Source organism: Erwinia sorbitola, from assembly GCF_009738185.1.
Lineage (GTDB): Bacteria > Pseudomonadota > Gammaproteobacteria > Enterobacterales > Enterobacteriaceae > Erwinia > Erwinia sorbitola.
This window is the reverse complement of record NZ_CP046509.1, coordinates 1,658,515-1,681,770: the sequence shown is the minus strand read 5'-3', so window position 1 is coordinate 1,681,770 and position 23,256 is coordinate 1,658,515. Positions and strand designations below refer to the sequence as shown.

General features: G+C 49.4%; 36 protein-coding genes and 2 pseudogenes. 9 read left to right on the top strand and 29 right to left on the bottom strand.

Translation table 11 applies throughout. The annotated features are described in order from the left end of the window. Positions 1-2: 2 nt before the first annotated feature. From GN242_RS07550 to GN242_RS07500, 12 genes and pseudogenes are all read right to left on the bottom strand, one after another. Positions 3-1,169 carry a DUF2213 domain-containing protein gene (locus GN242_RS07550; RefSeq protein ID WP_445224731.1) on the bottom strand — a complete coding sequence of 389 codons (1,167 nt, stop codon included), beginning with the start codon at positions 1,167-1,169 and terminating at the stop codon, positions 3-5. Between the two features lie 93 nt (positions 1,170-1,262). Next, complete coding sequence (locus GN242_RS07545; RefSeq protein WP_156287187.1) at positions 1,263-1,421, bottom strand: hypothetical protein; 159 nt, start codon at positions 1,419-1,421, stop codon at positions 1,263-1,265. Between the two features lie 731 nt (positions 1,422-2,152). Then, positions 2,153-3,124, bottom strand: a pseudogene (locus tag GN242_RS21755) (phage minor head protein); the annotation flags it as partial. Next, complete coding sequence (locus tag GN242_RS07535) at positions 3,075-4,520, bottom strand: DUF1073 domain-containing protein (RefSeq protein WP_374189818.1); 1,446 nt, start codon at positions 4,518-4,520, stop codon at positions 3,075-3,077. The pseudogene GN242_RS21755 and the gene GN242_RS07535, both read right to left, overlap by 50 nt. A gap of 9 nt (positions 4,521-4,529) precedes the next feature. Next, positions 4,530-6,002, bottom strand: a complete 1,473-nt coding sequence (locus tag GN242_RS07530; protein ID WP_156287185.1) for a terminase large subunit — start codon at positions 6,000-6,002, stop codon at positions 4,530-4,532. Then, positions 6,002-6,604 (bottom strand): hypothetical protein, encoded by a 603-nt coding sequence (locus GN242_RS07525; RefSeq protein ID WP_156287184.1) that lies wholly within the window; start codon positions 6,602-6,604, stop codon positions 6,002-6,004. Before GN242_RS07525 ends, GN242_RS07530 begins: the two co-directional genes overlap by 1 nt. Positions 6,605-6,669: 65 nt before the next feature. Beyond that, a pseudogene (locus GN242_RS21750) lies at positions 6,670-6,864 on the bottom strand (DNA translocase FtsK); the annotation flags it as partial. A gap of 298 nt (positions 6,865-7,162) precedes the next feature. After that, positions 7,163-7,702: a Rha family transcriptional regulator gene (locus GN242_RS07515; protein ID WP_156287182.1), complete on the bottom strand. Its 540-nt coding sequence runs from the start codon at positions 7,700-7,702 to the stop codon at positions 7,163-7,165. 181 nt (positions 7,703-7,883) lie between these two features. After that, positions 7,884-8,108 (bottom strand): Rz1-like lysis system protein LysC, encoded by a 225-nt coding sequence (lysC, locus tag GN242_RS21965; protein ID WP_445224733.1) that lies wholly within the window; start codon positions 8,106-8,108, stop codon positions 7,884-7,886. Continuing rightward, the gene (locus GN242_RS07510; protein ID WP_156287181.1) at positions 8,020-8,436 is read right to left on the bottom strand and encodes a DUF2570 domain-containing protein; all 417 of its coding nucleotides are present in this window, start codon (positions 8,434-8,436) and stop codon (positions 8,020-8,022) included. Before GN242_RS07510 ends, lysC begins: the two co-directional genes overlap by 89 nt. Next, entirely contained in the window at positions 8,424-9,056 is a 633-nt protein-coding gene (locus GN242_RS07505) for a glycoside hydrolase family 19 protein (protein WP_156287180.1), read from the bottom strand. Before GN242_RS07505 ends, GN242_RS07510 begins: the two co-directional genes overlap by 13 nt. Continuing rightward, positions 9,049-9,369 (bottom strand): phage holin family protein, encoded by a 321-nt coding sequence (locus GN242_RS07500; protein WP_156287179.1) that lies wholly within the window; start codon positions 9,367-9,369, stop codon positions 9,049-9,051. The genes GN242_RS07505 and GN242_RS07500 overlap by 8 nt, the downstream gene beginning before the upstream one ends. A gap of 381 nt (positions 9,370-9,750) precedes the next feature. On the opposite strand from GN242_RS07500, the gene GN242_RS21915 reads away from it, so the two are divergent. Together GN242_RS21915 and GN242_RS07490 are read left to right on the top strand one after the other, a co-directional pair. Then, on the top strand, positions 9,751-9,810 hold the full coding sequence (locus GN242_RS21915) for a type I toxin-antitoxin system Ibs family toxin (protein WP_145512522.1): 60 nt from the start codon (positions 9,751-9,753) through the stop codon (positions 9,808-9,810). A gap of 59 nt (positions 9,811-9,869) precedes the next feature. Next, positions 9,870-10,055, top strand: a complete 186-nt coding sequence (locus GN242_RS07490) for a ribbon-helix-helix protein, CopG family (protein ID WP_156287178.1) — start codon at positions 9,870-9,872, stop codon at positions 10,053-10,055. 180 nt (positions 10,056-10,235) lie between these two features. On the opposite strand, the gene GN242_RS07485 is transcribed toward GN242_RS07490, so the two are convergent. From GN242_RS07485 to GN242_RS07405, 17 genes are all read right to left on the bottom strand, one after another. Continuing rightward, positions 10,236-10,859, bottom strand: a complete 624-nt coding sequence (locus tag GN242_RS07485; RefSeq protein ID WP_156287177.1) for a hypothetical protein — start codon at positions 10,857-10,859, stop codon at positions 10,236-10,238. Positions 10,860-10,959: 100 nt separating this feature from the next. Continuing rightward, the gene (locus GN242_RS07480; RefSeq protein WP_156287176.1) at positions 10,960-11,079 is read right to left on the bottom strand and encodes a YlcG family protein; all 120 of its coding nucleotides are present in this window, start codon (positions 11,077-11,079) and stop codon (positions 10,960-10,962) included. Further along, on the bottom strand, positions 11,076-11,318 hold the full coding sequence (locus GN242_RS07475) for a hypothetical protein (protein WP_156287175.1): 243 nt from the start codon (positions 11,316-11,318) through the stop codon (positions 11,076-11,078). The genes GN242_RS07480 and GN242_RS07475 overlap by 4 nt, the downstream gene beginning before the upstream one ends. Further along, entirely contained in the window at positions 11,315-11,941 is a 627-nt protein-coding gene (locus GN242_RS07470; RefSeq protein WP_156287174.1) for a recombination protein NinG, read from the bottom strand. Before GN242_RS07470 ends, GN242_RS07475 begins: the two co-directional genes overlap by 4 nt. Before the next feature lie 203 nt (positions 11,942-12,144). Further along, positions 12,145-12,348 (bottom strand): protein ninH, encoded by a 204-nt coding sequence (locus GN242_RS07465; protein WP_156287173.1) that lies wholly within the window; start codon positions 12,346-12,348, stop codon positions 12,145-12,147. Next, positions 12,345-12,614 (bottom strand): hypothetical protein, encoded by a 270-nt coding sequence (locus GN242_RS07460; RefSeq protein ID WP_156287172.1) that lies wholly within the window; start codon positions 12,612-12,614, stop codon positions 12,345-12,347. The genes GN242_RS07465 and GN242_RS07460 overlap by 4 nt, the downstream gene beginning before the upstream one ends. A 23-nt stretch (positions 12,615-12,637) precedes the next feature. After that, complete coding sequence (locus GN242_RS07455; protein WP_197094790.1) at positions 12,638-13,045, bottom strand: recombination protein NinB; 408 nt, start codon at positions 13,043-13,045, stop codon at positions 12,638-12,640. A gap of 193 nt (positions 13,046-13,238) precedes the next feature. Further along, entirely contained in the window at positions 13,239-13,601 is a 363-nt protein-coding gene (locus GN242_RS07450) for a phage protein NinX family protein (protein WP_231617140.1), read from the bottom strand. A gap of 201 nt (positions 13,602-13,802) precedes the next feature. Next, on the bottom strand, positions 13,803-14,003 hold the full coding sequence (locus GN242_RS07445) for a hypothetical protein (RefSeq protein ID WP_156287171.1): 201 nt from the start codon (positions 14,001-14,003) through the stop codon (positions 13,803-13,805). Between the two features lie 21 nt (positions 14,004-14,024). After that, positions 14,025-14,243: a hypothetical protein gene (locus tag GN242_RS07440; protein ID WP_156287170.1), complete on the bottom strand. Its 219-nt coding sequence runs from the start codon at positions 14,241-14,243 to the stop codon at positions 14,025-14,027. Beyond that, a complete protein-coding gene (locus GN242_RS07435; RefSeq protein ID WP_156287169.1) occupies positions 14,240-14,437 on the bottom strand; it encodes a hypothetical protein in 198 nt (65 codons plus the stop codon). The genes GN242_RS07440 and GN242_RS07435 overlap by 4 nt, the downstream gene beginning before the upstream one ends. Beyond that, the gene (locus GN242_RS07430; protein WP_156287168.1) at positions 14,434-14,658 is read right to left on the bottom strand and encodes a hypothetical protein; all 225 of its coding nucleotides are present in this window, start codon (positions 14,656-14,658) and stop codon (positions 14,434-14,436) included. The genes GN242_RS07435 and GN242_RS07430 overlap by 4 nt, the downstream gene beginning before the upstream one ends. After that, positions 14,658-15,500, bottom strand: coding sequence for an ATP-binding protein (locus GN242_RS07425; RefSeq protein ID WP_156288206.1), 843 nt, complete (start codon positions 15,498-15,500; stop codon positions 14,658-14,660). Before GN242_RS07425 ends, GN242_RS07430 begins: the two co-directional genes overlap by 1 nt. A gap of 2 nt (positions 15,501-15,502) precedes the next feature. Next, the gene (locus GN242_RS07420; RefSeq protein ID WP_156287167.1) at positions 15,503-16,402 is read right to left on the bottom strand and encodes a hypothetical protein; all 900 of its coding nucleotides are present in this window, start codon (positions 16,400-16,402) and stop codon (positions 15,503-15,505) included. Next, complete coding sequence (locus GN242_RS07415) at positions 16,403-17,104, bottom strand: GIY-YIG nuclease family protein (protein WP_156287166.1); 702 nt, start codon at positions 17,102-17,104, stop codon at positions 16,403-16,405. Between the two features lie 35 nt (positions 17,105-17,139). Then, on the bottom strand, positions 17,140-17,478 hold the full coding sequence (locus GN242_RS07410) for a hypothetical protein (protein WP_156287165.1): 339 nt from the start codon (positions 17,476-17,478) through the stop codon (positions 17,140-17,142). A 117-nt stretch (positions 17,479-17,595) separates the two neighbouring features. Continuing rightward, positions 17,596-17,826, bottom strand: coding sequence for a transcriptional regulator (locus tag GN242_RS07405; protein ID WP_156287164.1), 231 nt, complete (start codon positions 17,824-17,826; stop codon positions 17,596-17,598). Positions 17,827-17,942: 116 nt separating this feature from the next. Between GN242_RS07405 and GN242_RS07400 the strand changes: the two genes are divergently transcribed. From GN242_RS07400 to GN242_RS21650, 7 genes are all read left to right on the top strand, one after another. Further along, the gene (locus tag GN242_RS07400; protein WP_154751791.1) at positions 17,943-18,626 is read left to right on the top strand and encodes a LexA family transcriptional regulator; all 684 of its coding nucleotides are present in this window, start codon (positions 17,943-17,945) and stop codon (positions 18,624-18,626) included. A gap of 61 nt (positions 18,627-18,687) precedes the next feature. Next, positions 18,688-19,251, top strand: a complete 564-nt coding sequence (locus tag GN242_RS07395) for a hypothetical protein (protein WP_156287163.1) — start codon at positions 18,688-18,690, stop codon at positions 19,249-19,251. Then, positions 19,248-20,000 (top strand): DUF1828 domain-containing protein, encoded by a 753-nt coding sequence (locus GN242_RS07390; protein WP_156287162.1) that lies wholly within the window; start codon positions 19,248-19,250, stop codon positions 19,998-20,000. Before GN242_RS07395 ends, GN242_RS07390 begins: the two co-directional genes overlap by 4 nt. Before the next feature lie 709 nt (positions 20,001-20,709). Then, positions 20,710-21,282, top strand: a complete 573-nt coding sequence (locus tag GN242_RS07385; RefSeq protein ID WP_156287161.1) for an HNH endonuclease — start codon at positions 20,710-20,712, stop codon at positions 21,280-21,282. Then, the gene (locus tag GN242_RS07380) at positions 21,269-21,565 is read left to right on the top strand and encodes a transcriptional antitermination N peptide (RefSeq protein WP_156287160.1); all 297 of its coding nucleotides are present in this window, start codon (positions 21,269-21,271) and stop codon (positions 21,563-21,565) included. Before GN242_RS07385 ends, GN242_RS07380 begins: the two co-directional genes overlap by 14 nt. A 279-nt stretch (positions 21,566-21,844) precedes the next feature. Then, the gene (locus GN242_RS07375) at positions 21,845-22,882 is read left to right on the top strand and encodes a coiled-coil domain-containing protein (protein WP_156287159.1); all 1,038 of its coding nucleotides are present in this window, start codon (positions 21,845-21,847) and stop codon (positions 22,880-22,882) included. 195 nt (positions 22,883-23,077) lie between these two features. Continuing rightward, positions 23,078-23,251: a hypothetical protein gene (locus GN242_RS21650; RefSeq protein WP_197094773.1), complete on the top strand. Its 174-nt coding sequence runs from the start codon at positions 23,078-23,080 to the stop codon at positions 23,249-23,251. The last annotated feature ends 5 nt before the right edge of the window (positions 23,252-23,256 follow it).

Below are 23,256 nucleotides of genomic sequence, written 5' to 3'. Positions count from 1 at the left end.
ATTTACTCCGGCATTTCGCTGAATGATTGATTTGTAACAGCCTGACGGAATGCACCGTTCAGGCCAGTGGATGTCTGGCATTGAGCAAACAGCTCATTCAGCGGCTCACCGTCCAGCGCGTTCACAGCGATATCGGTCATGCCGAATTTAGCCTTCACAGCAGCACGCTTTTCGCCCTTCTCTTTGTCAGAGTTAGCGGTGAACTGGCTGTTAAGCGCAGATACCTGCTCTGTAAGCAGCTTCGCCCAGGCTGGCATTTCTTCTGCGTTGGTGGCTGGCTGCTTCGCTGCTTTATCAGCTTCCTCTTTCTCTTTCTTCGCCTTTTCTTCAGCGTCGGTTTTCGCCTTTGCTTCTTCAGCGACCATCTGGTTATACGCATCCATCAGCTCGGCATCGGTTTTGCCTTCAACCTCTTTGCCTTTCGCTTTCAGCGCGTTAGTGATGAGTTCTTTCATCGGGTTTGCTTCCTCTTTGACGGGCTTGTTATTGGCGCTGAAAAACGCCATGAAGTTGTTGAACATCTGCTTTAAAGCGGGGTCTTGCGGGTCTGGCGTATCGCAATCTGAGAGATTTACGGTTTCCACCTGGACTTCGTCGCCCTCAGCATTAACGAACATGCCTATCCCCTCTTCTGGAGTTCCGGCTGGCGGCTCATCAAGAAGAATGGCTACATGGTCATAAACCTGATTTGTGGCGATCCAGGTGTATCGCTTGCCGTTTGATTCACCCTTTGCCTCAATGCGGTTGAGCAGCAGCCCCGTAGAGATGCTGATAGGCTCGACCGACTTCCCTGCTTTCATGTCATCAAGGCGCCGCAGAACTTTCCGGCCTTTCTCAGAGCCTTCAGCAAATCGACGATTAATGACTGCATCAGTCAGTACCTGACCATTTTCTTTTCTGACGTTTCGCGTATATGCGCCAATGTGGTATTCATTCACCGCCCTCACGTTGCTGGCACTGACGTGGCGACCGTCTACCTTCGGATGGCCGTAAGGCATAGGTTTATCTTCAAGGCTCTTGTAGCCCTTCGTGTTTTCTTCTGCCGGGTACAATCCGCCGTTCAGCACGATGCCGTCACGGACAGGCACAACGTTTTTCACGACGATGTGCTCTGCGCCATTAATGGTTTCAGTGGTGATGTTTGATGCGGAGTTGATGACCGACAGCACGTTTACGCAGATGCGTGACATGCTGTGTCCTCATTGGTGGATTTCAGGCATAAAAAAAGGCCGCCTGAGCGACCTGTTTTCCTTAAAATAAAATCAGCTATTGCGCCGTTCAAATAGCGCTTCACCCAAACCTTCGATCATTGCTTTTTCGAGATCTTCTGATTTTTCAGCAAGCTCATCTAACTGCTCTTCCGCGTCATCAGGCAGCTCTGTTTGATTTATCAATGCCACGGCCTTGTCATAATTTTTCATTTTACGGCTTTATCCATTTTCTTGAAAACTTCTAGCAGCGGCGGGTATAGCCTTAGCCGGGCCTCTGTAGGATTTTCGATATAGAGAGAGAATGCCTCTGCAACATACTCACTATATTTCGTTTGCCCGTATTTGCTCACAGCATATTGCCAACCCGCGCCGTATGCGTCACGTGCAACTTTGTCGAGTTGCTCAGGGAAGCTACGGTGCAACACATGCCCAAACTCGTGAGCAAACACACCCCGTGGTGTCGGCACGGCATGCCATGAAATCGCATCAGCACCGCTGACTGCACTAATTAGCGCCCTATTACCTGTGAGTTCCGCCGCCTTAAGCGCCTGAGCTGTGAACCCGGCTGCGCGAGCTCTTATATCAATATCAAGTAAATCCTGCGCGTCGAATGCATTGCGCGTCACAAGCATCGCGCTGACCCGGTGTGCATAACCCCCGATCATGCCTTTGCTGCGTTTGTATTTGTGTATATCGCCAGTCACACCGCCGAGATAGCGGAATTTAGGGAGAGCAAAGCGATCTTGTAATTCCAGCGTCAAAGACATGCAGTTATTAAGCTGCTCAATATTGCATCCGGCCGGGATTTTGACGTTTTCTGCAACTGTACCTTTTGCCCATGCGTTGACACGCGTTACGTTCTTGAGTCGATCATATTGTGGTGGGCGGTAAGAAGCATCCACGCCAGGCTGTACCCCAGCCTTTTGTTTTAGCGCCACCCCCCACGCACCGCGCTCTTCTGCCAGCTTTCTGACAAGCGCTCTGTTAACCACATCACCATTATCATCAACGATGCAAGGGATCTGTGAACAGTAGCAGTGATAGCGGTTACCATTCTCGGCGTAGAAGGCTTCAACTTCTTCTGTGGTATAGGTCTTTCCATGCCGGGCTGCGTGCCAGCTCCTCGTTGTCAGCTTCAATGCAGACAGCCACAGCAGTTTAGTATTTAGCCCTAGCCGCTCGCGCGCCCAGTCAGTTTCCTGCCACTGAGCTTTACGCAATGCCCCAACCTGCTCGGTCTGCGCAATGTTCTTAGCCTGCGCCATGCTTACGTCTAGACGCTTACTGATAACCGATGCAGTCTCTCTCGGGTTTACGCCGCGCCCAATTGAATCAGCAATGACATTAGCCAGGTCAACGCGAGCAGCATCGCTGATACCCTTCCATTCGCTATATGTGGAGACATAAGCCGCTGCTATCTGGTTTTGATATGCAGGGGTGCTCAGTAGTTGCGCCAGCGTGGTCTGCTGTGCGTACACAGGAGACTGCACCGAAAGATTGGTGAACGCCTGATGTGTGCCGCGCTCATACTCAGCTACGACATAATCCAGCGCCCACAGGTTCTGGCTGCCACCATCAAGCAGGGCATCATCAAGAATGATCTGTACGCGCTGTAACAGGTCGGCAAGTTGCGCCGCTGTCATATCGTAGATGTAGGTGCCAGCGTTGACCTTATAGAGCGTTGCGGGGCCATCTTCGTTATTGCAGAGGATGAATCCACGCTCGCTGTTAGCCTCACGCACGCGCCCGGTTAGCCGCTGGTCGAATAGCAACTTCAGGTTGCGTTTGATGTCCAGATAGCGCGACTCGATGTCACGATACATCCGGCCAACCTGCCGTGAGGATTGCGTTGGGTCTGTTTTATTACGCGGTACGATTGGCGTCCCGATTCGGGTTAGCGCTGCTGTCATCATTCAGCGGATCCTCGTCGGTAAGCTTCTTGTTTGGGTTGGGTGTAGCTGGCGTTTCTCGTGGCTCAAGCTCACCCACTGCACGGACTTCGTTTTCATCCACCGCCGGTGTGCCGTAGGCTTGCTGAGTATCTTTCGCCACAGTTGCCATAGCCTGCATATTAGCGATTTTCTCTTTCTCACTGGGCGCAAGTAAGTCTGACCATGCCAGCGTTACTTCACCCGAGGCCGGAGGCGGAATTACGCCAAACAACCAGAAGCGCTCAATCACTACCGTAACCAGTGCTGTCTGATGCCCCCATCGGCGACCGTTACACCGCTTGGCCCAGGCTGTTTTATCTTCATCAGATGCAAGTCGGCCCGTCTGCTGCCCAAACTGAATGGTGAACGGGCTTTGAATTGAGGCGGAAAACTCGTTAGCGGCCACCGTCCATGATGGCGAAGGGTCAGCTGCGGCCACTGACAAGACCGATGGTGCTCCAGCCTGCATTACGAGTGCTGCATCTGTCCCGCGATTCATGCGGGTAATTTTATCGTTTAGCGCATCCCCGAGGTCTTTAAATCCTGCATCTATTGCGGACTTCTTCAGCGAAGCCATGTCAGTGTCTTTATCGAAGGCAATACCTAACTGACGGCTTGCATTCTTCAGAAATCCTTCCGCACTACCGCCAGAAATCTTCTCAAGGTCGAGCAGTTTGTTATATCCGGCACGCAGGAAAGGAACGCCGGAAAGCATGTTCTCGTCTTCAGAGCCTTCGCAGATGATGATGATGCGATCTGGATGCACCTGAACACTACGAGTTGGGCCGTATGTTTTATCATCTCCGACAGGCTGCTCATTGAAGTAATAGAGCTCTGGCTGCCCGTATCGGTCACTCTGCATGTCAGTAACATAGGTTCCTGGCACGACCTGTGATTCCCATGCCGGGATAAGACGAACAACCGCCTTCTCGCCCAGAGATTTTACCGTCGTGACATTCACTGCATCTTTCCAGTCGCCACCATCCTTGAACTGAATCAGCAGCGCTGAGTACCGTCCCACCAGGTTCCTGCGGTCTGCGTCTTTAATTTTCGGCCAGTGCTTCTTAAGCAGCTTGGTTACCTGCTTCTCCCATGGCGTGGTTTCGGTAGACTCCCTTCCCTCTTCACCATCAATAATTGTCGGACTGTCAACCCAGCAAGAATCCAGCAGGTTATGCACGGCTGCGTGGGCCACGGCATTGCGCTCATAGGCCCGGTAGTAGCCATCAAAATCGACCTGCTCGGGATAACCAAACTCGTCCCATAGCTTCGTGCGTTTAGTGTTGCCATTCATGCCTGCATACAGCATGCGCTGGCGGCCCACAGCATCAGCAAGGGCGTTAACGAGGAACTGCTCCCCGGTTGTTAAATCACTCACTGGTGCTCCTTAGAAGAAGATTGCGCCGACTTTCTTATGGTTGTTCTTCGCAACAGCAAAGTAACGGAATCCATCAGCGCCATGTGATGTTGCATCATGAAGAGGCTTGTCATTCCAGCACCCGCGTTTTTCGTCCCATTCCTTGCGGTATCCTTCGAGATGGGTGATGCCTTCTGCGCACTTCTCTTCATCGAAAACGCATTTCGGTAACAGCTCACGTACAGACTCTATCCCGGTATCGACGCCAGTTTTCGGCACAACCTTGAATGTCATGGAGTAAGTCTTCCCGTCGATTTCGTACCCTTCACGCGCCAACTCTTTGCGGGATTTGGCATCAGAGCCGAACTCACGGTTCTCGATATCGTGCGGCCCCCAGTGCTCACCGTATTCATAACCACGATCTTTCAGCACCTTCATGTAGTGACGCAGGCCTTCACCGGAGTTTTCGTAGTAGTCGATGACGTGGAATTCTTCACCAACCTCACGCACGAACCAGATAGCCGTAGAGTCACCCACGCCGATATCCCAGAACGTGTGAACCGGTAGGTGTGAGTTATCAGGCAAGGTGCCAATGCGTTTGTTGGTATAGAGCCAGCGGAACTGTTTGGCGTAGTATGCGCCTTCAACAGACTGCTGGAATGCTTCAGCGGGTATCGTTGGATATTCCCGCTTCATGTCGTCGCCCAGTGTCTTCTCTTTGGCGAAGTACCAGGCTTTCTGGCGCTCGTTGAGGATTACGCCGTGCTTGGCTTCCATCTCATCGAAGTAATCAACCAGGCGCGGCGGTAACGCCTCTACCGGGTCGATTGCGTACTGCGGATTCTTCCACCAGGAGAAGAAGAAGAACTTCCAGTCCAGCGGGGAAAGCTTCTTGCCCTGCAATGCGGCCTTTTCAGCAGTCTGGCAGTAATCGAAGAAGTAACCCGCTCGCCCCTCTGCTGTGCTTTCGATAGTGGCAAAGCATCCGGTTGATACAGCCTCAAAAGCACCAGTGACAATCTCACGGGCTTTATCTGGATACTTTGCGCATATCTTGCCGAACTCTGAAACGTGCAGGTAACGCAGCGTACCGCCACGAAACGAAGTGCTTACATAGAGTGAGCCGCCCTTCTTAAATACCAACTCCCCGGCAGAGTCATTACTCGCAGGGTTAGCCGCTTTAATCTCTTCAGGAAGTCGGTCATATGCAAATTTCACCTTTTCGCGAAACAGGCGCTTTGCATCATTTAGAGTGTGGGCGATCAGGGCGCATTTAGCCGACTCGAACAGAGCCGCATCCAGCTGGATAATACACACCTCAGTCGTAAAACCGAGCTGACGCGCTTTCAGGATGATGTTTCTTGTATGGATGCCTTCGAAGTACTCGCGTTGCTCAGGCGTCATCCTGAAGCGTGTAGGCTTGCCTTCTTTATCGGTAATCCAGTAGAGGTTATTCAGTCGCCAGTCTTTATCAGCCAGCAGCTTTAGGTGCTCAGGTTTCATTACGCCCCCTGAGACAAGGAATCCATGAGATCTGATAGTTTTTTAACGGAGTTGTCGCCTTCCGGCCCGTCGATGTCATACGCCTGGCGTTCGAGGCCTATCAGATTCTTCAGCGCGTCACTCAGAGCCTTAACCGACTTCACGCGCTCAGGCATGCTGATTACTTTGTGATAAATTTCGTTGAGACGATCCTGTCCTTTATCGTCCGGGCTGAACATCATTTCGCCCAGTTTTTCCAGTGAGGCAACATCAGCGCATTCAGCACCCAGCTCATCAAAGAGTGCATTAGTGATTTGCCTGGCCCGCTTGATATCACCGCGATGCTCCATACGGACAGTGGCAATGACTTCAGCAGTAGCCTCGATCAGTACGCGTTCTGACAGTGCGTTCTCAGTGCGTACCTGCTTGCGTACCTCTTGTTTGCGTACCAGATCATCAGCCCGCTCTTTCACCTTTGCGGCAAGATCACGCGACCAATCATCCCGCTTTGCTCTTTTGCGTATAGCCCCTTCACTGATGCCGTGCTGTGAGGCGATTTCACGCAGAGACATCAAGCCAGCCCGGTAAGCCGATTCGATAGCCTCCCAGTCAGGTGCTGCCATGTTTACTCCAATAAAAAACCGCCCGGAGGCGGTGCGACATCAATTAACTGTAAAGGTGATATTTGTTAAAGCACTTCACGCTTGCCGTTATGGTCAGGTAAAGAAACAATGCCCTGCGCTTCCATTTGTTCGATAATCCGAGCTGCGCGATTATAACTAATGCGGAAATTATGCTGTATGCCCGATATTGATACTCTTTGCTTTTGAACTAGAAACGCTACAACCTCATTTAGCAAAGGATCAAGCTCATGACTCGTCTCTTCGAATACCTGCAATTGCTCATTATCCTCTCGCGAGTTAGGCATTAGCTGGCATTGAACAGGCACCAAAAACTTTTTATTTGTTCCTCTGGCTTCAGCCAGTCGTTTAAAATAATCACCAAGTTCAATATCTAAATGTGAAGGATTATCTACTTCAAGAAAATGATATCCCTTTTCAAGCAATGCCCACTGGTTAGAGTAATGCTCCCAAACGATGAAAAATTTCATGGCATCTCCTTTTGAATTTAGGAGTCAAAATATCATCATCAGGCCCACTCGCAAATGGGCCTTGTGATAGTCACTGTGGCAGGCCGGGGATAGTTATCTGCCCGTGCTGCTCGATTCGCTCAATGCGCGCCAGCAATTGCGGTTTCTTCACCCTTCCCCAGCGATTCAGTAAGCGCCCCGACATACTGGCCACATCTTTCTCTTTCATGTATTCCAGTATCGCTGCATTACGTTCCGCTTCCAGGTTGGCTACGCCCTGGCGAATCATGTCAGCCATCCAGTTGAATGCTGCTATGTATGCTTCCTTGAAAGCTACTGCGGCTTTGCCAGTAAAGCTGAATACCAGCATCGTCCAGCCATCTCTCGTCATTTGATAAAATGGCTGTGGCTTTCCGTTCTGTAACTCATTGTTTTCATGGCAAAGCGTAAAATTGCGCTCTGCAAATTCTGGCGAGCACTGCCCAATAACGGTACGCGCTTTTCTCAGTACATCCTTGTGAACCTTTCCAAAAGCCTTAGCCACCTTGAAAGTGTCAGTTGATGACTCAGTTCCGGTCAGGAAAACCAGGTCACGAAAATCCATGCCATTCACTACCGTTGGATATGTCATTGCGTACTTCCTTACTTTGAGATGAACCTTTGCCGCAATGGAAATCAGCCAACCGAAGGCTCGCCAGCACTAGACTGACTTCCTCAAAGGCTCATTTCAAAGGGATAGGATTCGGTTTGGTTAGAAGCGCATTGCGGTGCGCGGAGGTTTTACTGCGGGCATAAAAAAAGCCCGACCAAAGTCAGGCTCTGTTTTCGTCAATCTTGCTGATGGCCCTTAGCTTTCCGTTGCACTCGTCTAGTGAGTCGAGTAGCTGGAAGTTAAGCAGTACGCTGTCACCGTATGTCATATCTTTCGGTATGAGCGGGACAGGGCATTCACTTAGCAGGCTGGCTGGTATCGGAAGATGAGGTGTCGCTACCGTTGCGTACTGAATCTGCTTGCTGGCGCAGCCGCTCAACAACATCATCAGGCACAAGCATAACGCTGGGCTTGCTCTCGCGGAGCGCATCTTTAACTTCATCCTGCAACCCCTGTTGTTTCATCTCTGCTGCGGCGCGGCGCTTGGTTTCCGCTGCGACAATCTGGTTTTGCTCACCAACCCGGTCGGCAAGGTTCTTAATCGTGGCCGCGAGGTCATTGTTCTTGCTGAGTAGTTCGCTGTTTAATGTACGCAGGCGTTCGTTACTGTCAGTCAGGCTCTGATTGTCATAACCCAGCTTTGCAATAAAGCCGATGATGATGACAGTGAAGATAACCGGAATCAGGATTTTCAGTGCATTCACGCCTGGCATAGAACACTCTCCGCAATTTTCGTTCTGGCCTTGCGGTCATCAAGCCCGTTATTGCCGCCGTTGATGCGCTTTGTAAGTCCAGCTACATCACCTGCGTCAGCGAACTGATTGCAGTTATTGGCTTTCCAGAACCATCCGGCAGAACGGGCAGCATTTGAATCGGTCAGCAGTAATTCAGGCTGATTCACCAGGTCGATACCCAGTGCTTTTCCGCATGCTGCATAGTTATCGCGGAATGTGACCTGCTTCAGTCCGCGCCCGCGATATTTCCAGCCATCGTCGTTCATGTTGTTGCCGTATCTGCCGCCATAAACGAGATTTGCTATCGCCATCTGACGCCCAGGTGATAACGCAAGTTCACCAGGCTTCCGGCCCAGCCGCTCGCGCTGTGCTACTGTCAGTCGTGTGCCGAAGATAGCCAGGCCGGCCACTGAGTAATTGAAGCTCTCACTGATGCCAGTGAAGCCCCCGGACTCGGTGCCGACCTGAGCAATGAAGTAAGCCTGCCGCTTTGGCGTGTCAATGCCGAATTCATTCATTGCGGTCTTAACTGGATCGAACCATTTATCAGCCAGAGACTGAGTGATATTCGCAGCGCGTCTGAACTGGTCTTTAGTCATTACCTGATACTCCGATATCGCCAGAGGCTTTCTGAAGAAAGCGTTTTTCCAATGCTTTAATGAGTGATGAGCCTGACCAGCCAGCCATTCCGCAGACTGCCCCGGTTACTTCCTGTGGCCACGCCCAGTACGTGGCAAGCAGCATCATGAGGAACCCGGCGAATATTGATACGATTAACTGAAGGCAAAGCGTGCGCCAACTGAAGGCATCACCACTCAGAACTTTATAGGCATATGCAGCCACCGCGCCGAGTACAGTCATGCCCAGCGCAATCAGCGTGGCAATAAAGCCCGGATCGGATTTATAAGGCATATTTTTCAATTTCCACCCCCGCATAGGGGACTTGTCCGTTTTCAGAATTGTCTAAATGTTGAGCTGAACAAGTCCGAGTAAACTTCATCATGTCGATAGAAGAAGCTCCGCCTTGCGCTATTGAGTGAACTAAGAATCCGCCACTGTGCGGATTTTTTTGTTTAAAGTGCGCCGCAACGAGCTAACAGGAAAGTTGAGTGTTGATTCGAATGGCGCAAAAGAAAAAGGCCCACCGAAGTGAGCCTAATAATTTGATATTTTTACCGTTTAACATGAAATAGTGCTTGCCTAAATATGTAGGTATACCTATAATCATTACATCAGCAAGACGCTGAAACGGTAAAGGCCTCACCGAAGCGAGGCCAGCATAAGGAAAGGGTTATGATGAAGTTAATCATCATTCTGATTGTCCTCTTAGTGATTAGCTTGCCAGCATACTAAGTCAGTCAGAAGGAGGGGAGAAATCCCCTCCACCCTAACCCTCAATTTAGGAGTTTTTCATGGCACAGTCAAGAGTCGACACTCAGAAGAAAAGCGATGAGCGCCGTGGCGTTCGGCCAAAGTCGTACAAGCTTCCGATATCAATTATTGAACTTATAGAGGCATTGTCTAAAGAGGAAGATATGCCACAATCAGCGGTGATATCTAAAGCCGTCGAGTTATTCGCTGAAAGCCTGAAAAAGTAATGTTTACTGGCTGGCAAAAGGAATTGCCTTACCCATAAAAGCAAAAAGCCCCGACCATTTAAGGTGGGGCTTTCTTTGCGACACTTCATTTCAGCATCACCGCGCTCAGTTCGCTTTGCTTCCCGAGCATATCTGCAATGTGCCAGGTTTATTGCCCAATGTCTTTAGCAATTCGTGCTATCAGGCAGATATTGCAGTATTTTCTTTCTCCTGTTCGCGCTTAACAGCATAAAACAATTCTCCTTCAAGGATGTCCTGCGCCCATTCCATTCTGTTTCTTGCCTCTTTCGGTGTGATGCCAGTGAAGTAAATCAGGCTCTGAGCAATGTTTTGCGCGCTCTTGCACTTGCAGTATCGTAATCTGGCTACAGAGCGGAGGGGGTTGTCGCGCCCGAAGGTCTTAACGATTACTGATTCCATGAAAGCGGCATCATCTGATTCTTTGGCGAGAGCGATGATGTTGCTTGTGGATGATTGCGGAACCAGAATATCGCGAGCTTTTCGCATCAATTCCTCCCCTCTGTAGCCCTCACAGTGAAGCTCTGTTACCACCCTCTCTATCTGTTTGGCTTTCTGCTCGCTCCATTCGCAGCGCATCATGAGTCGCCCTATAACGTTAACCTGACCGCGTTCGTACTCATCGCCTGAGAGGTGTCCACCCCAAACGGTAAGCAGGTGACGAATCCATGCCTGTTGCGATCTGTTTATCGTCTTCCATCCGGTGCCGAAGAGTCGGCGCATGTCTGCCGCAGTACGAATATCGGCCAGGCGTACTACCAACTGATAGTCACGTTCGATTCTCATCGCTTCTTCCCCTTTGGAGTAACTGCCCAGGATTGTGTGTGAGTTGGCTGGATGATCGGAGTGACTGGCTTGAAGTAGCTGAGTAGACGGGTTAACCAGGTCATGGGGCCTTCCTCATTATGTGGCTGACGTTTTGAAGGATGCGGTAGTCGTACATAAACGAGGATTTGGTGCGGTACAGTCGTAGCAGGAGCCATTTGTGATGGAGGTAGGCGATCATGCTGCATCCCGGATAATCTGGTCGTCACTCAGATAAAGTCCACAAAAGCTGTAGCGAATGCCCTCTCTGACGTTTTCTAATGTGGCGTAGGGGAAGTGGTTCAGATAGAACTCAGCCGCTTTATCTGCCTCGATGAGAAGATCTGAGGCATGCTGAGGTCGAATGACAAAAATGACATCCTGAAAAATCGCGGCGGTTTCACATGGGTAGTTGATTTTTTTCACGTATTCTTTTGTCATGCTGCACACTCCATTTGCCGCTTACGCAGCTTTTCGTAATGACGGGCCCGGCGCGTGAATATTGCTTTCACACGCTTCAGGTAATCGATGGTGAATTTTCTCGGGGTGTTGTCGGACTCAATGCGCTCAACCAGCGTGATACCGATTCGCTCGATAAGCCTGATCCGGTATTCAATAGCGTTGCCGCTTAACTGCCTGTTGCACCTGGTACAAGCTGAGTGGACGTTGAAGAGATTGAATTTTAGGTGAGATGCCGCGCCGCGTGACCTGTAGTGACTGGCATCAACTGCGCTTCCCGTGGTGTAATTGCCGATGTGCTGCAGAATTCCGTCGCAACTCACGCAGTGTTTGTAGTAATCCCGCCACCGGATATAGCGATTAAAAGCCGCCTGCGCCTCTTTCTGCCACTCTGAAACACCCTTAAGCTTTTCCCTTCTCAAGCGAAGATCGTCTCGTAGAGCTTTCTCCTCGCGCTGTTGCTTGCGCTGGGTGAGTTGCTTCGCGAGTTGGATGGCACATTTGGGAGAGCAAGCGGTTTGCAGGGTGTTGCGGGGGATAAACTTCTCAGAGCAGCATTTGCATTTTCGGGGCTTCGGCGGTCTCGGCGTTGTGCCTTTAATCATGATTTAACTCCACATTTTATTCTCGAAAGTCCTGTCGCAACGCGGTGGATAGTTACCCTCTGGCAGATACGCGGATACGAGCCATAACCGAGGATCGGTGGCTAGCATCTTCTTAGCTGGTATTTTGCGGGAGGCGTATCGTTCGAGGAGTTCGTTTGCGGCGGCGGTGTCGATCGGTTCCGGATGTGTATACCACGTGCTTTTCACTCAGCCCTCCGTTTCCAGATTCCCTGCTCTCCGCGAAATATCATCAGCGTTCCGTTGACGATGGCGTGGCGTTGCGCCTTGCGATCGCCGGCGTACTTCTTGATAGTGCCCCTGCTGGATTTGAGCATTCTTGCGACTTCAGTCTGATTGCCGCGAGTCTTTATCAGCAGCTCGGGGATTGTCTGGATGTCGGCAATCATGCGCGAACCCCTCTAATACAGCGGTCGAATTCTGATATTTTTCCGCTCACACCAAACCCCGACGGAACGTCGCTTTTTCGATACAGAAACCCGCCCTGCGACTCCGGTTTTTCTCTGCGAATTACAAGCCCGTTTCTGTACATGCTTGTGAGACTGATGCGGACTGACGACGCTTTATAGCTGATCGCTTTCGCTATATCTCCTGACGATGACCAGGAATTGTTATCTTTTAAGAAGTTAATAATTGCTATTCTTACTTTACTCATGCTGCTCTCCCGTACTGTTTGGCCTAGCGCATCGCCAGCGCGGCATCGTCACCAAATCTGACTCCATGCTCTGCACCAAAGGCGCTGATTAACTCAATGAGGTCGCGCATCTCACTGACGCGCATTTTGCTTGTTGACTGCCCCAGCACCACGAACCCGCCATCGATGCCCGGTACAACGTCCTGCTTTTTCAGCGCAGCGGTAAAAACATGCTTCCACTCTTCGCTGGTCAGCTTGCGGCCATGCCAGTTAACCTGCTCTGAGATGTCGTTAAGACATGCCCAAAGTTTGGCGTTCTGGTCGAGGCTACGGGTTCGTTCCTGGATGGTTACTACGAGGGGTGATTCGGGGCTTACTGGTAGGTTGCGGATGAATTCGGTGCAGTTGTTTCGCCGCTGCATGTCGACGAGAAAATAGCTCTGTTTGTTCACGGTTACCTCCCCGCCCAGCACAAAATAAAAAGGGCCACTAAAATTAGCAGCCCAGATATGATGATTTCTGTTGTGTAGATTTCTTTCATCTCCACCACCACTCAATGCATATATGGCCCAGCCAGATTGAGCGAAATGGCCCATTGTGATAGCCAGCCACCAACCCCGCCGCGTCCCGGCAATGCAATTTTCATCACTCACTCTCCCGCATCATCAGGAATACGATTATCGCGGCGCGAAGGGGGTTTTCATCTGAAAAATACTCATCAGGCAAATAATCCCACTCCCAGCATCCGTCTTCCATTTTGTAATATCCAGATGCGCTCCATTTTTTTTCTGTTTCATACCAGATGAGAGCTATTTTATTAGCCACAATAATCGGCCAGGCGTCTGCGGGGTTGTTGCAGTAGTCCTTCATTGTGTTGCAGTCGTTTTTGTGGAAAACCTGCACATCAGGTCGATGAGAATAAGGCGTTATATTTTGATCACCAGGAAAAATGATAGCTGCCACTTTTCTGTTTATCTCCGCATCACTCAGTTTGCTGTAGTCCATCATGATGCCTCCCCGCAATATTCTTCTGATCCGCCAGCCTATAAACTCCAGTTACGCAAACGCCACTACAGTCATTGCTAGCTGAGATATTCCTCTCGAGGCTTTCGATGTCACTCACACTCGGCGGCTGTCCGTCAATTCGGTAATTAAATGCTCGTCCCGTTCCGCGACTGTGCGAATACGCGACTAAGTAAACCTGATACATCACTCACCCCCTCTGGCTGGCTGCCCGGCCCTGATATGTCTGTGTTTGTGCAGCATCTTCACTTCTGTCAGGAACATGTCGATTATCTTTTTGCTCATGAGCAATGACTTCTCCTCGGAGTAATAAGCCATCCGAGCAACCCAATCGCCGTCCACTGAAAGCTCGCGGCACACCATGATGTCGCTGGTTTTAATTTTCATGATTTCACCTGCTTGCGGAAATTATTCATTGATGACCTCTTCAATAAAATGTTCCTGTGGTAAAACAAGTGCTTCATCAAGCCAGCTCCTGACATCCTCAGCCTCTGCCATAGTGTCGAAAAGATACGCGCCGCCTATTCGGTTGAAATAACCGGGGCCGCCCCACTCTGTGCCAGTGAAGTACATGCGACCATGCTCTCCATCGTTGTTGTAAATCACAAAGCTATTATTTTTACTCATGATTTCACCTGCTCTGCTACAACCGAGCGCTGGAGTACGTCGGCTAAATCCATACCAAGCCATTCACATGCCCGATGCATATCTTCAGCGGGGATAATTCGACGCCCGTTATCCAGAACCATCACAGTGATCGTTAGTCCTGGCACTATCTGCATCTCGCTCTCTGAGATAACCGTTGGTAATTTATCTGTCATAGCAACACCTCATATCCTTCACCCCGCGCCAGTGATGCGGAGTAGATTTCCCCCTCGCTGTAGTATTCGCCGTTGTACATGGCTCCCGTGAAGACCTCATAGTTTTCAGCGTAAATCGCTGCGAACGTGTTAGCCGGTAGTCGGCATAACAGGTCATATCGTGCGTCAGATTCGCGGCGTTCCTGTTCGCGCACCTGCTTCTTTATCCATTCACCCAGCATCAAGCAGCCCTCGAACGATAACTTTCCCAAGTAAATGCGAGTGTGCATCCGCCGCCATCGTTCATTCGGTCAATCACGCGCTCCCCGATAAACGCTGACAATTCGTCTTTGGGAAGATTGCTGATTAGGATGGTCGGGCGCATTTTTTCGTACCGGGTGTTGATAATTTCAAACAGGATCAGCTTTTCAGAGTCACTACCGAACTGGACACCAACCTCGTCGATGATTAGCAAGTCGGGGTCGGTGTATTTCTGAATAACCTCAGTCTCTGTTTGCTCTGCGTTTTTACTCCAGGTGGATTTGAACATCCTGGCGATCCGCAGCGCCGTGGTGAACATTGCAGCGCTCTGATGCTGGTTGATAACGTGCTTTGCGATTGCCAGCGCCAGATGATTCTTTCCAGTTCCAGGCTTGCCGCACATTACCAGCCCGCCGCCCTGCTTAAGCCGTTCCGGCCATTTACTGGCGTAGGCCTTACAGATTTTCAGGCAGCGATTAGCGTCTTCATTCACAGCGTGGTAGTTATCCAGCGTGGCGTGAGCAAATCGTTCTGGAAGAAGCAAATTATCCATGAGACGCTTAATTTTCCCTGATTTCTCCCGGGCGTCTTGATGATCCTGCTTCAATTTCAGGTCGAGTAGTTTTTCTTTCAGACACTCAGGGCATTCAGTCTTAGTAACCAGGTTGCCAATGGATGCCTTGCGCTGGCGCTGCTCAAACTCACCGTGCTTGTCACAGTAGGCGGTGACAACATTAAGCTCAGTGTGCTCAATTTTCTTTGGCGGCTCGGAAAGGTTGCGAATCTTGCCTTGCAGGGTTTCGATTTCTTGCTGGTATCCCATCATCATCCCTCCATCCAAGATGGCGTATCCGTGGTGCCATAGTTTTTAGCAGCAAAGTTCTCATTTGCCACTCGGCGTGAAGCCGTAGAGGTTCGTGGGGTGGCGTGCTTGTTCTGATAACTAAGCTTCTGACTGGCAGTGATAAACCAGTTCTTCGGCTTTTCGTGAGTGAATTCGATATCAAGCTTTTGCAGTTCGTAGTTCAAATCGATGTTCGGATAAAGCAGCTTCCAGGCTTCGTAGTCCTTGTGATTTAAACGAACGATATTTCCCTCGAATGCATAGCGGCCTGACATGGAATGAACGGTTGCCTGAATATCGCTATCGCAAGTCGCTTCAGCGGCTTGGGTGTTATAGGGAATCAGGTTAAGGGAATCAGGAATCAGGTTAAGGGAATCAGGAATCAGGTTAAGGGAATCAGCAGGATTTAAATTGTTCTCGTGCTGTTCTTGCACGGTACTAGCATGGTGCTTTTCTGGTGCTCTATTATTTTCAATAGGTTGCACTTCTAATTCATCACTTTGTACTGACATTGCACCATTCTTTCCCGGTTCTTCTTCAGGTGCGGTAACTTCCTTTAACTGTTCTGGTATCTCACTTGCCGCTTCTTTGCAGTGAGGGTTCTGGTGCTTTTTCCAGTTGTTAATCTGGATGAACGGCTTCGACTCTACTGAGTATCGAGTGATGAAATTGCGTTGATGAAGTTGTTGTAGCATCAGATCGCAATCGACGTTATCGAAAGGAAGTACAAGCGCTTTAATCTTCTTAGGGCGGTCATCTAAGCGCCCTTCTTTGTCGGCAATAGTCCACAGTCCAACGAAAAGCAGGCGCGCATATGGATCGCATTCGGCCAGCTCATCGTTAGTGAAAAAGCCTGGTTTGATGTTCCTGGATCTGGCCATTTAAAAACTCCACGGTTTGCTTGGGCCATAAACTCCAGCTTCATTGAGCTTCTTCTCATGCGCCCGCATAGATTGAGTTGTGTACGACAGGATTGGTGTGGCGCTCGATTTATTAATGAGCAGTGAGCACCCACAGCGGTTTAGCTTTGTAATGCTTTCACCGGCTATCTCAACCAGCCTTTTAATGGCTGCGTACTTGCAGCCAAATACGGTGATGCCTATATCTTCAAGTAGGGCATCAAGAGACCACGGCTCGGCCTTTTCTAGACAGATCACATCATAAGTGTCCGCAATAACTTCTAGCGGAGTGCCCCTCTCTACCAGGCCTTCCCCAGAAAATGCATCCTCAATAACCTCTAGTGAACAATGGAAAAATTCACGGTTTGAGCTGATGCGATATTGTTTTAATAAGTCATGAATAATCGACTCGTGATGATGGGGTTTTTCCGAGTAATAGGCTGCATGAACAGCAAAAGGAAACGGAATACCCGTTCCCTGAGATATTTGATTTGCTCTAAGCTCAGGCTCATTGGTTGTCATGCCGATTTTGTATACGTCTGGCATATAGTCATTTGATAAAATGTATACCCATCCCGAAAGACGCATGTCATCGGGCATCGGTACGTTAGTCAAAGCTTCGGTATTTATTGTGAGAGGCTCACTCACCCCGCCACTGTTTACATACACAGGTATTCCTGGCATACTTTTCTCCAGTTATTAGTGATCGCTAATTGCTATCAGGCCGCAAAAGAGTTCGTGCTCTCTTGCGGCTTTTCTTTTGTCATTTCCAGTTGCAGCCGTGAGTATTCAAGCTGTATCCAGATCAGATGCCGGTAGTGCTCCAGCGGCATCTTCTTTTCCCCGGACATCACAAAATCCTCTACACCGCAGGCAGCGAGAGTTTCCATAATCTCCGGGTATTTTTCTGTGCGACGAAGAACCGTTGAATCAGCTACGTTAAGCAGCCTTGCGACGACTGACTGACGTGTGTTAGTTAAAGCGTGGTGCGCGGATGCCAGCAGATGGCGTCCGATAAATGCAATACTTCCTGATTTGCGTTCGTTTGCGTGTTCCATCGTTAATACTTGTCCTTGTTGATTAGTAAGTTAGTTACGTGCGCACCCCGCGGGGTGCCACATTGGTTTTGCCCCACAAGCGGCGGAGCGGTTCCGGATTTTAAAGAGCGGTAGTGCTTATGCTGCCTTGTTCGGATGAGGGAACAGGTCAGTTAAATCAGGTCGGATCTGGTAAGCAGGGATGATTCCATTTGTCGCCTTTTCGATGCGTTTTGCATTTTCAGCTGATACTTTCTTTTTCCCGTGCAACCAAGCCCATACTGATGGCTGCTTAACATCGCAGGCCTCTGCCAGTTTCTGCTGGCTGCCTACAAAGTCGATAGCAGACTTAATAGCTTTGTTGACCATAAATAGCTCCTGCCTTGATTTTAACTGCAATAATAGTCTTGGCTATTAAGAAAGTAAATAGACAAAGCTATTTGAAAGACAAATAGCCGTAGCTATAAAATGAGTTTATGGAAAAAATGACATTCTCAGAACGACTGGCCCTTGCGATGAAAGAGGCTGATATAACTCAGGGAGCGCTTGCTGAGGCTGTCGGCATGGCTCAACCCAGTGTTTGGAAGCTGGTTAGCGGCGGAGCCAAAGGTTCTAAACGGGCTGTAGACATAGCCCGGGTGCTTGGCGTTAGGCCTGAGTGGCTTTCTTCTGGCCATGGGCCAATGAGGCTGGATGGACAAGAGCCAATAAAATTTGAGGTTGCAAACAAGGACGGTATCTACAGGGTGGACGTTCTAGATCTGGAAGTCAGTGCAGGGCCAGGAAGATACATGCTTTCTGATGTTGTTGAGGTGCTTCACGCTATTGAGTTTACCTCAGAGCACGCGAGGTCACTGTTTGGTAATAGAGCAGCTGATGATGTGAAGGTAATGACAGTTGACGGGGACAGCATGTCACCTACCGTTAACTCCGGTGACAGGTTGTTCTTTGATGTTTCCGTGAGAGATTTTCGAACTGATGGAGTCTATGCTTTCGTGTACGGAAAAACATTCCACGTTAAGCGATTGCAGATGCAGGGAGAAAAACTCGCGGTTTTATCCGACAACCCAGCCTATGAAAAATGGTACGTGACTGACACCACACAGTATCAGTTTTACGTGATGGGCAAGGCGCTGATCCATGAGTCACTGAAATATAACAAGCTCTGATAGCCCAGTGGCCGGAGAGGCGTTCGGGTAGGATAAAAAAATGATAATGGATGAATAATTTGTGGCTAAATCAGATGATTACCTCCCCAGTCAGGCCGAAGTCGACCATGTTTTGTATTGCGCAAAAAGGGTAGATTTTACAGGTGTAAGGTGGGGCGTTAAACCGCCGCCTAGCAGGCCTCTCCTGTGGTTGCAGTTACAAGTTATTCCATCGGATGAAGATGAGATACCCATTCAAGGCCTCTCATTTCTTCTTCAGTGGAAACCGGATCATGAGTCCCACACTTTTCCTGAAACGTCTTATCCCAAAATCAACATTGTTGCCTTGTACAACAAAAAGAGAGTTTTTGCAGTTGATACTTATCCATTTGATAAGCATAAAAACAATTACAAAATTGATCGACCAGACTATCAAGACAGCGTCTTCGGGCCTCACTATCATGTGTACTACGAAGAGGCGGGGTACTATAGTGAAAAGATTGGTTTCCCTATAATCGATGACATAAAACCCCACGACCTGGTAGGATACTGGGACTACTTTTGCAAACAGTTAAACGTTACTTACACAGGTAAATTACCTATCCCTCTTGAGGATGAATCTGGACAGATAGGACTAGGCTTATGATGTGCTCAACGGTGATTTCACAACTTGGTTTCGAATGCCATCCAATTGGCGAAACCATGAGAATTATCAGCCCATTCACTTATTGTGACGATGGGGAGCATGTTGGCGCGTTTGTCAGAGAGGTAAACGGACGCTTCCTGATTAGCGATCGGTGCGACGCTTTAATGAATATGGAAGCGCGAGGCATCTCGATCACAAAAAAACGGTTTGAAGAAATTCGCTTCCTACTCCACAGGGAAGGAACTGAACTAAATGACCGCGGCGAGATTATCGGATGGGCCACAGAAAACAATATCGGCAACGTTACTGCTGACATAATCAGGGCAGGTATTTTAGCATCTACGCTGTCAGTAGACTGGCATCAACCTGTCCACACTGAGAGATTTGAAAGCGTTGTTATTGATTTTCTGTATCATTCCTTGCCTAAAGGAATGCTGCAACTTAAAGATAACGTCACTGGTATGAGTGGGCACCAAATTACCATCCCAGTTACGGTAAAAACTACTGATCCAAAGTATATCTTCACCTCCAGTGTAAAGCATGGTGGTAGCTGGAACAGTGCATACTCATTGCTTGGCAAACTAATTGATTTAAAGAACGCCAACGATGCACTTAACAATCGCTTTGTCATCGTGGACAGTGAAGCGATTGGCGAGCAGATGCAGCAACTTTCTTTATTGTTTAATGAATCTAGCCATGTCCTGCCTTTCTCGAAAAGAGAATCATGGATAAAAAGACTGGCAGCATAACCTAGCGCCGGGTTTTTTGTGCCTGCTTTCTGGTGATCCACTGCACGTACATTTTTCGCTAAAAATTCCCTGCAAACCCGCATGTGGCCTGAGCCTATCGGCGATCCAATTTTCGGTTAACGATGTCACTAATGGTAAACAGTTAACCAGTGGTGACGCCGATCACCCCCTTCATCGATACTTTATTTATCAAGCAGCATGACCGAAAGGCACCTGCAATCAACTCCCCTTCCTCACCATCGCCGCAGCATCTCGCAGCATCTCGCAGCACCCCTTTGTGTATCGTGTTGCCTACCGTTCTGATCTTTGCCTCCAGGCTATCAACCATGTTGATGAAATCCCCTGCACTATCAGATCGACGACCGCACCGCCTATCTCACCAGCGATAAATGCCGCTTTTTCCTCTTTCCATCAATCTCCCACAACCATTTCTGATTAAATTTCACCCAACACAGCCTCTCAAACGCGCTAATTTTTGACACGTTAAAAAATAAATACCTTTAACTATCAATAAAATAATATACAAGGCTATCAAATAATAGTCATAGCTATTTACATGGATAATAGCCAAAGCTATTATCCATCTCATCAACACGATGCACGTCACGCTCTTTAACAACGAGGAATTCTACCGCCGCTTGCGGTAGGCCAAAGTGAAACATTTATGTGGGCTGGCTAGCCTGCATAGCTGGAATTACTTGGAGGAAGCATGACTAAAGACAGGTCAAAGCGAATACCGCTGCCACCCCAAAAGCTTCTGCTCGAAACTTTCAGGTATGACGCTGATACGGGGCTTGTGTGGTGGAGGCAGCCTAAGGGCTCTCGAAAACTTGACAAGAGCGGCGGGACAGTAGGTGGAAGTGGGTACTTGATGGTTCGTGTTGATGGGCGACTTTACACGCTTCATAGAATCATCTGGAAGATGATTACCGGCAATGAGCCCATGCACCTAGACCACATCAACGGATGCAGGATTGATAACAGGATAACCAATATACGAGAGGTTACTCGAAGTCAAAATAATCAAAGCATCGGCCTTACCAGGGCGAACAAGAGTGGTTATGTGGGTGTCAGGTACTCAACAAAAGATCGCTCTTGGACTTCATACATTAAATCAGGTTCGAAACGAATTCACATTGGCAACTTTAAAGAAAAAAAGCTTGCCGTTGAGTCATATAACAAAAAGGCGATTGAGCTGCATGGTGAGTTCGCTATGCGAAAGGTTCAGCACAATATCTTCATGTTAGCCAAAGAATTCGGGAGTGAAAATGACGGTAATTAGCTATCTACCCACAAAGAACAACAGTAAGTCACGCCGGATGCGTGAACGTGGTGAGCATTACGCAGCGTACAAAGCTCTGTGTGACGCTGACAGATTAATGGCAAGGAAGCTTGAAGCAGCATTCACGAAGCTGTCAGAAGGCTGTACGCCGAAAGTAGCAAGAGCAATCAACGGGCCGAGTGTTCGTGATGTGAAAGAAGAGACCGGGGCAATGTGCCTGCCAGATGTGGCGCTGTATGCAGCCGGGCATCGTAAACCAGCTAAATCTGTGACGGCGAGGTGAAAATGAGCACTACCGAATTACAGAAACTTTTAGACGAGCCCAGCACACTGGTGGATGGAAGTGGCAGTTGGTTAGAAGTCATGCTGACCAAGAGGCGTGGGATTACTTCTTCGAATCGGACAAGGAATGTCTTGACGAGCTTAATTATGAGCTCGGACTCATTTAGCAGCCTCGTAATCGCGGGGATTTTTATTGCCAGGAGCACACCATGATAGTAACTCGCAATGCTGCCTGCTCAGGCAGCGCCGACATGTGAATAACCAATTAACAGGAGTGGTCATGACTGATACCACGGAGATCGCTGTACTCGAAATTAAGCCTGAGCAAGCCCCTTCCCTTTATGTTGCCAACGGCCTTGAACGGTACCTTGAGCTGATTCGTCAACAGGTGAACGAGGTGCCTGACTTGACCACGGCGAAAGGTCGCGCCCGGGTGGCATCACTTGCTGCGCAGGTGTCACGCAGTAAGACGCTGATTGAGAAACCAGGCCGTGACTATCTCCGGCACTTGAAAGAATCGGTAAAGCCCGCTGAAGCAGAATTACGGCGTTTTGTCACAGAGTGCGACACGCTTCGCGATGAAGTGCGACTTCCGCTTACTGAGTGGGAAGCCGAACAGAACCGCATTAAGGCCGAGCAGCAGATGCTGGAATGGCACACAGAAGCCCTGGCTGATAACGAAGCATTTGATAAAGCAGCTCGTGAAAGTTTCGAATCCGATCACGAAATAGCCCTGCTGCTGAACGATAAATTTGACCGCGACGCTGCTGGAGCGAAAGCCGAAGCAGAGCGCCAGCGCATAGCTCATGAAGAAGAGATTAAGCGCCAGGCAATTGAGCAGGCGTGGAAGGAAGCAAAGGCAAAGGCGCAGCGTGACCGGGAGGCGGCCGCACAGCGTGAAGCACAGTTGATTGCTCAGGCAGAAAAGGAGAAGGCCGAACGCATCGCAGCACAGGAACGTGCAGAACGCGAAGCCAGAGAGGCGCAGGAACGCACCGAGCGACTGGCAAAGGAAGCGCGTGAGCAGGCAGAAAGGGAAAAGCAGCAGGCCATCGAATTAGCGCAGCGAAAAGCCCAGGAAGAAGCTGACCGAATTAAGCGTGAAACCGAACAAAAAGAAGCAGCACGGTTGGCTGAAGAGAAGCGAGTCGCCGATGAAGCCGCGAAACGTGCAGCCAACGAAGCGCATCGGAAAGCAGTCGGAACAGATGTTGTAAAAGGCCTCATGGAACACGCAGGGCTAAATCGTGAACAGGCTATCGCCACACTAAAAGCCCTTATGAACAACTCAATCCCGCATACCAGCATCACCTACTAATCAATTCAATTCAAAGGAACCACCCATGCAACTTTCATTTGCTGGGGCTACCCGTGTGGGTGGCTCCGATTTTGACGCATTCAAATCTATCCAGTTTCACTCGTCCAACATCTTAAACAGCGCCAGTTTCACCCCGCCACCGCGCAAGAGCTGGCTGGATAAGTTGGTGGAATTCCTCAAAGCGGAGGGTCGGCCATGAGCCAACTTGCAAGAACCACTCAGGAAAGCATCAGTAGGCGGCGTGGCTTCATCACTGACGCACTCTATTACCGGCGCAAAGGATGGAGCAAGCAGCAAAAAGCTGCATTGAACTGTGCAAGATGCGAAAAACTCAACCAAATGTTCTTTTTGGGCAATCCGCCCTTCTGAGGAAA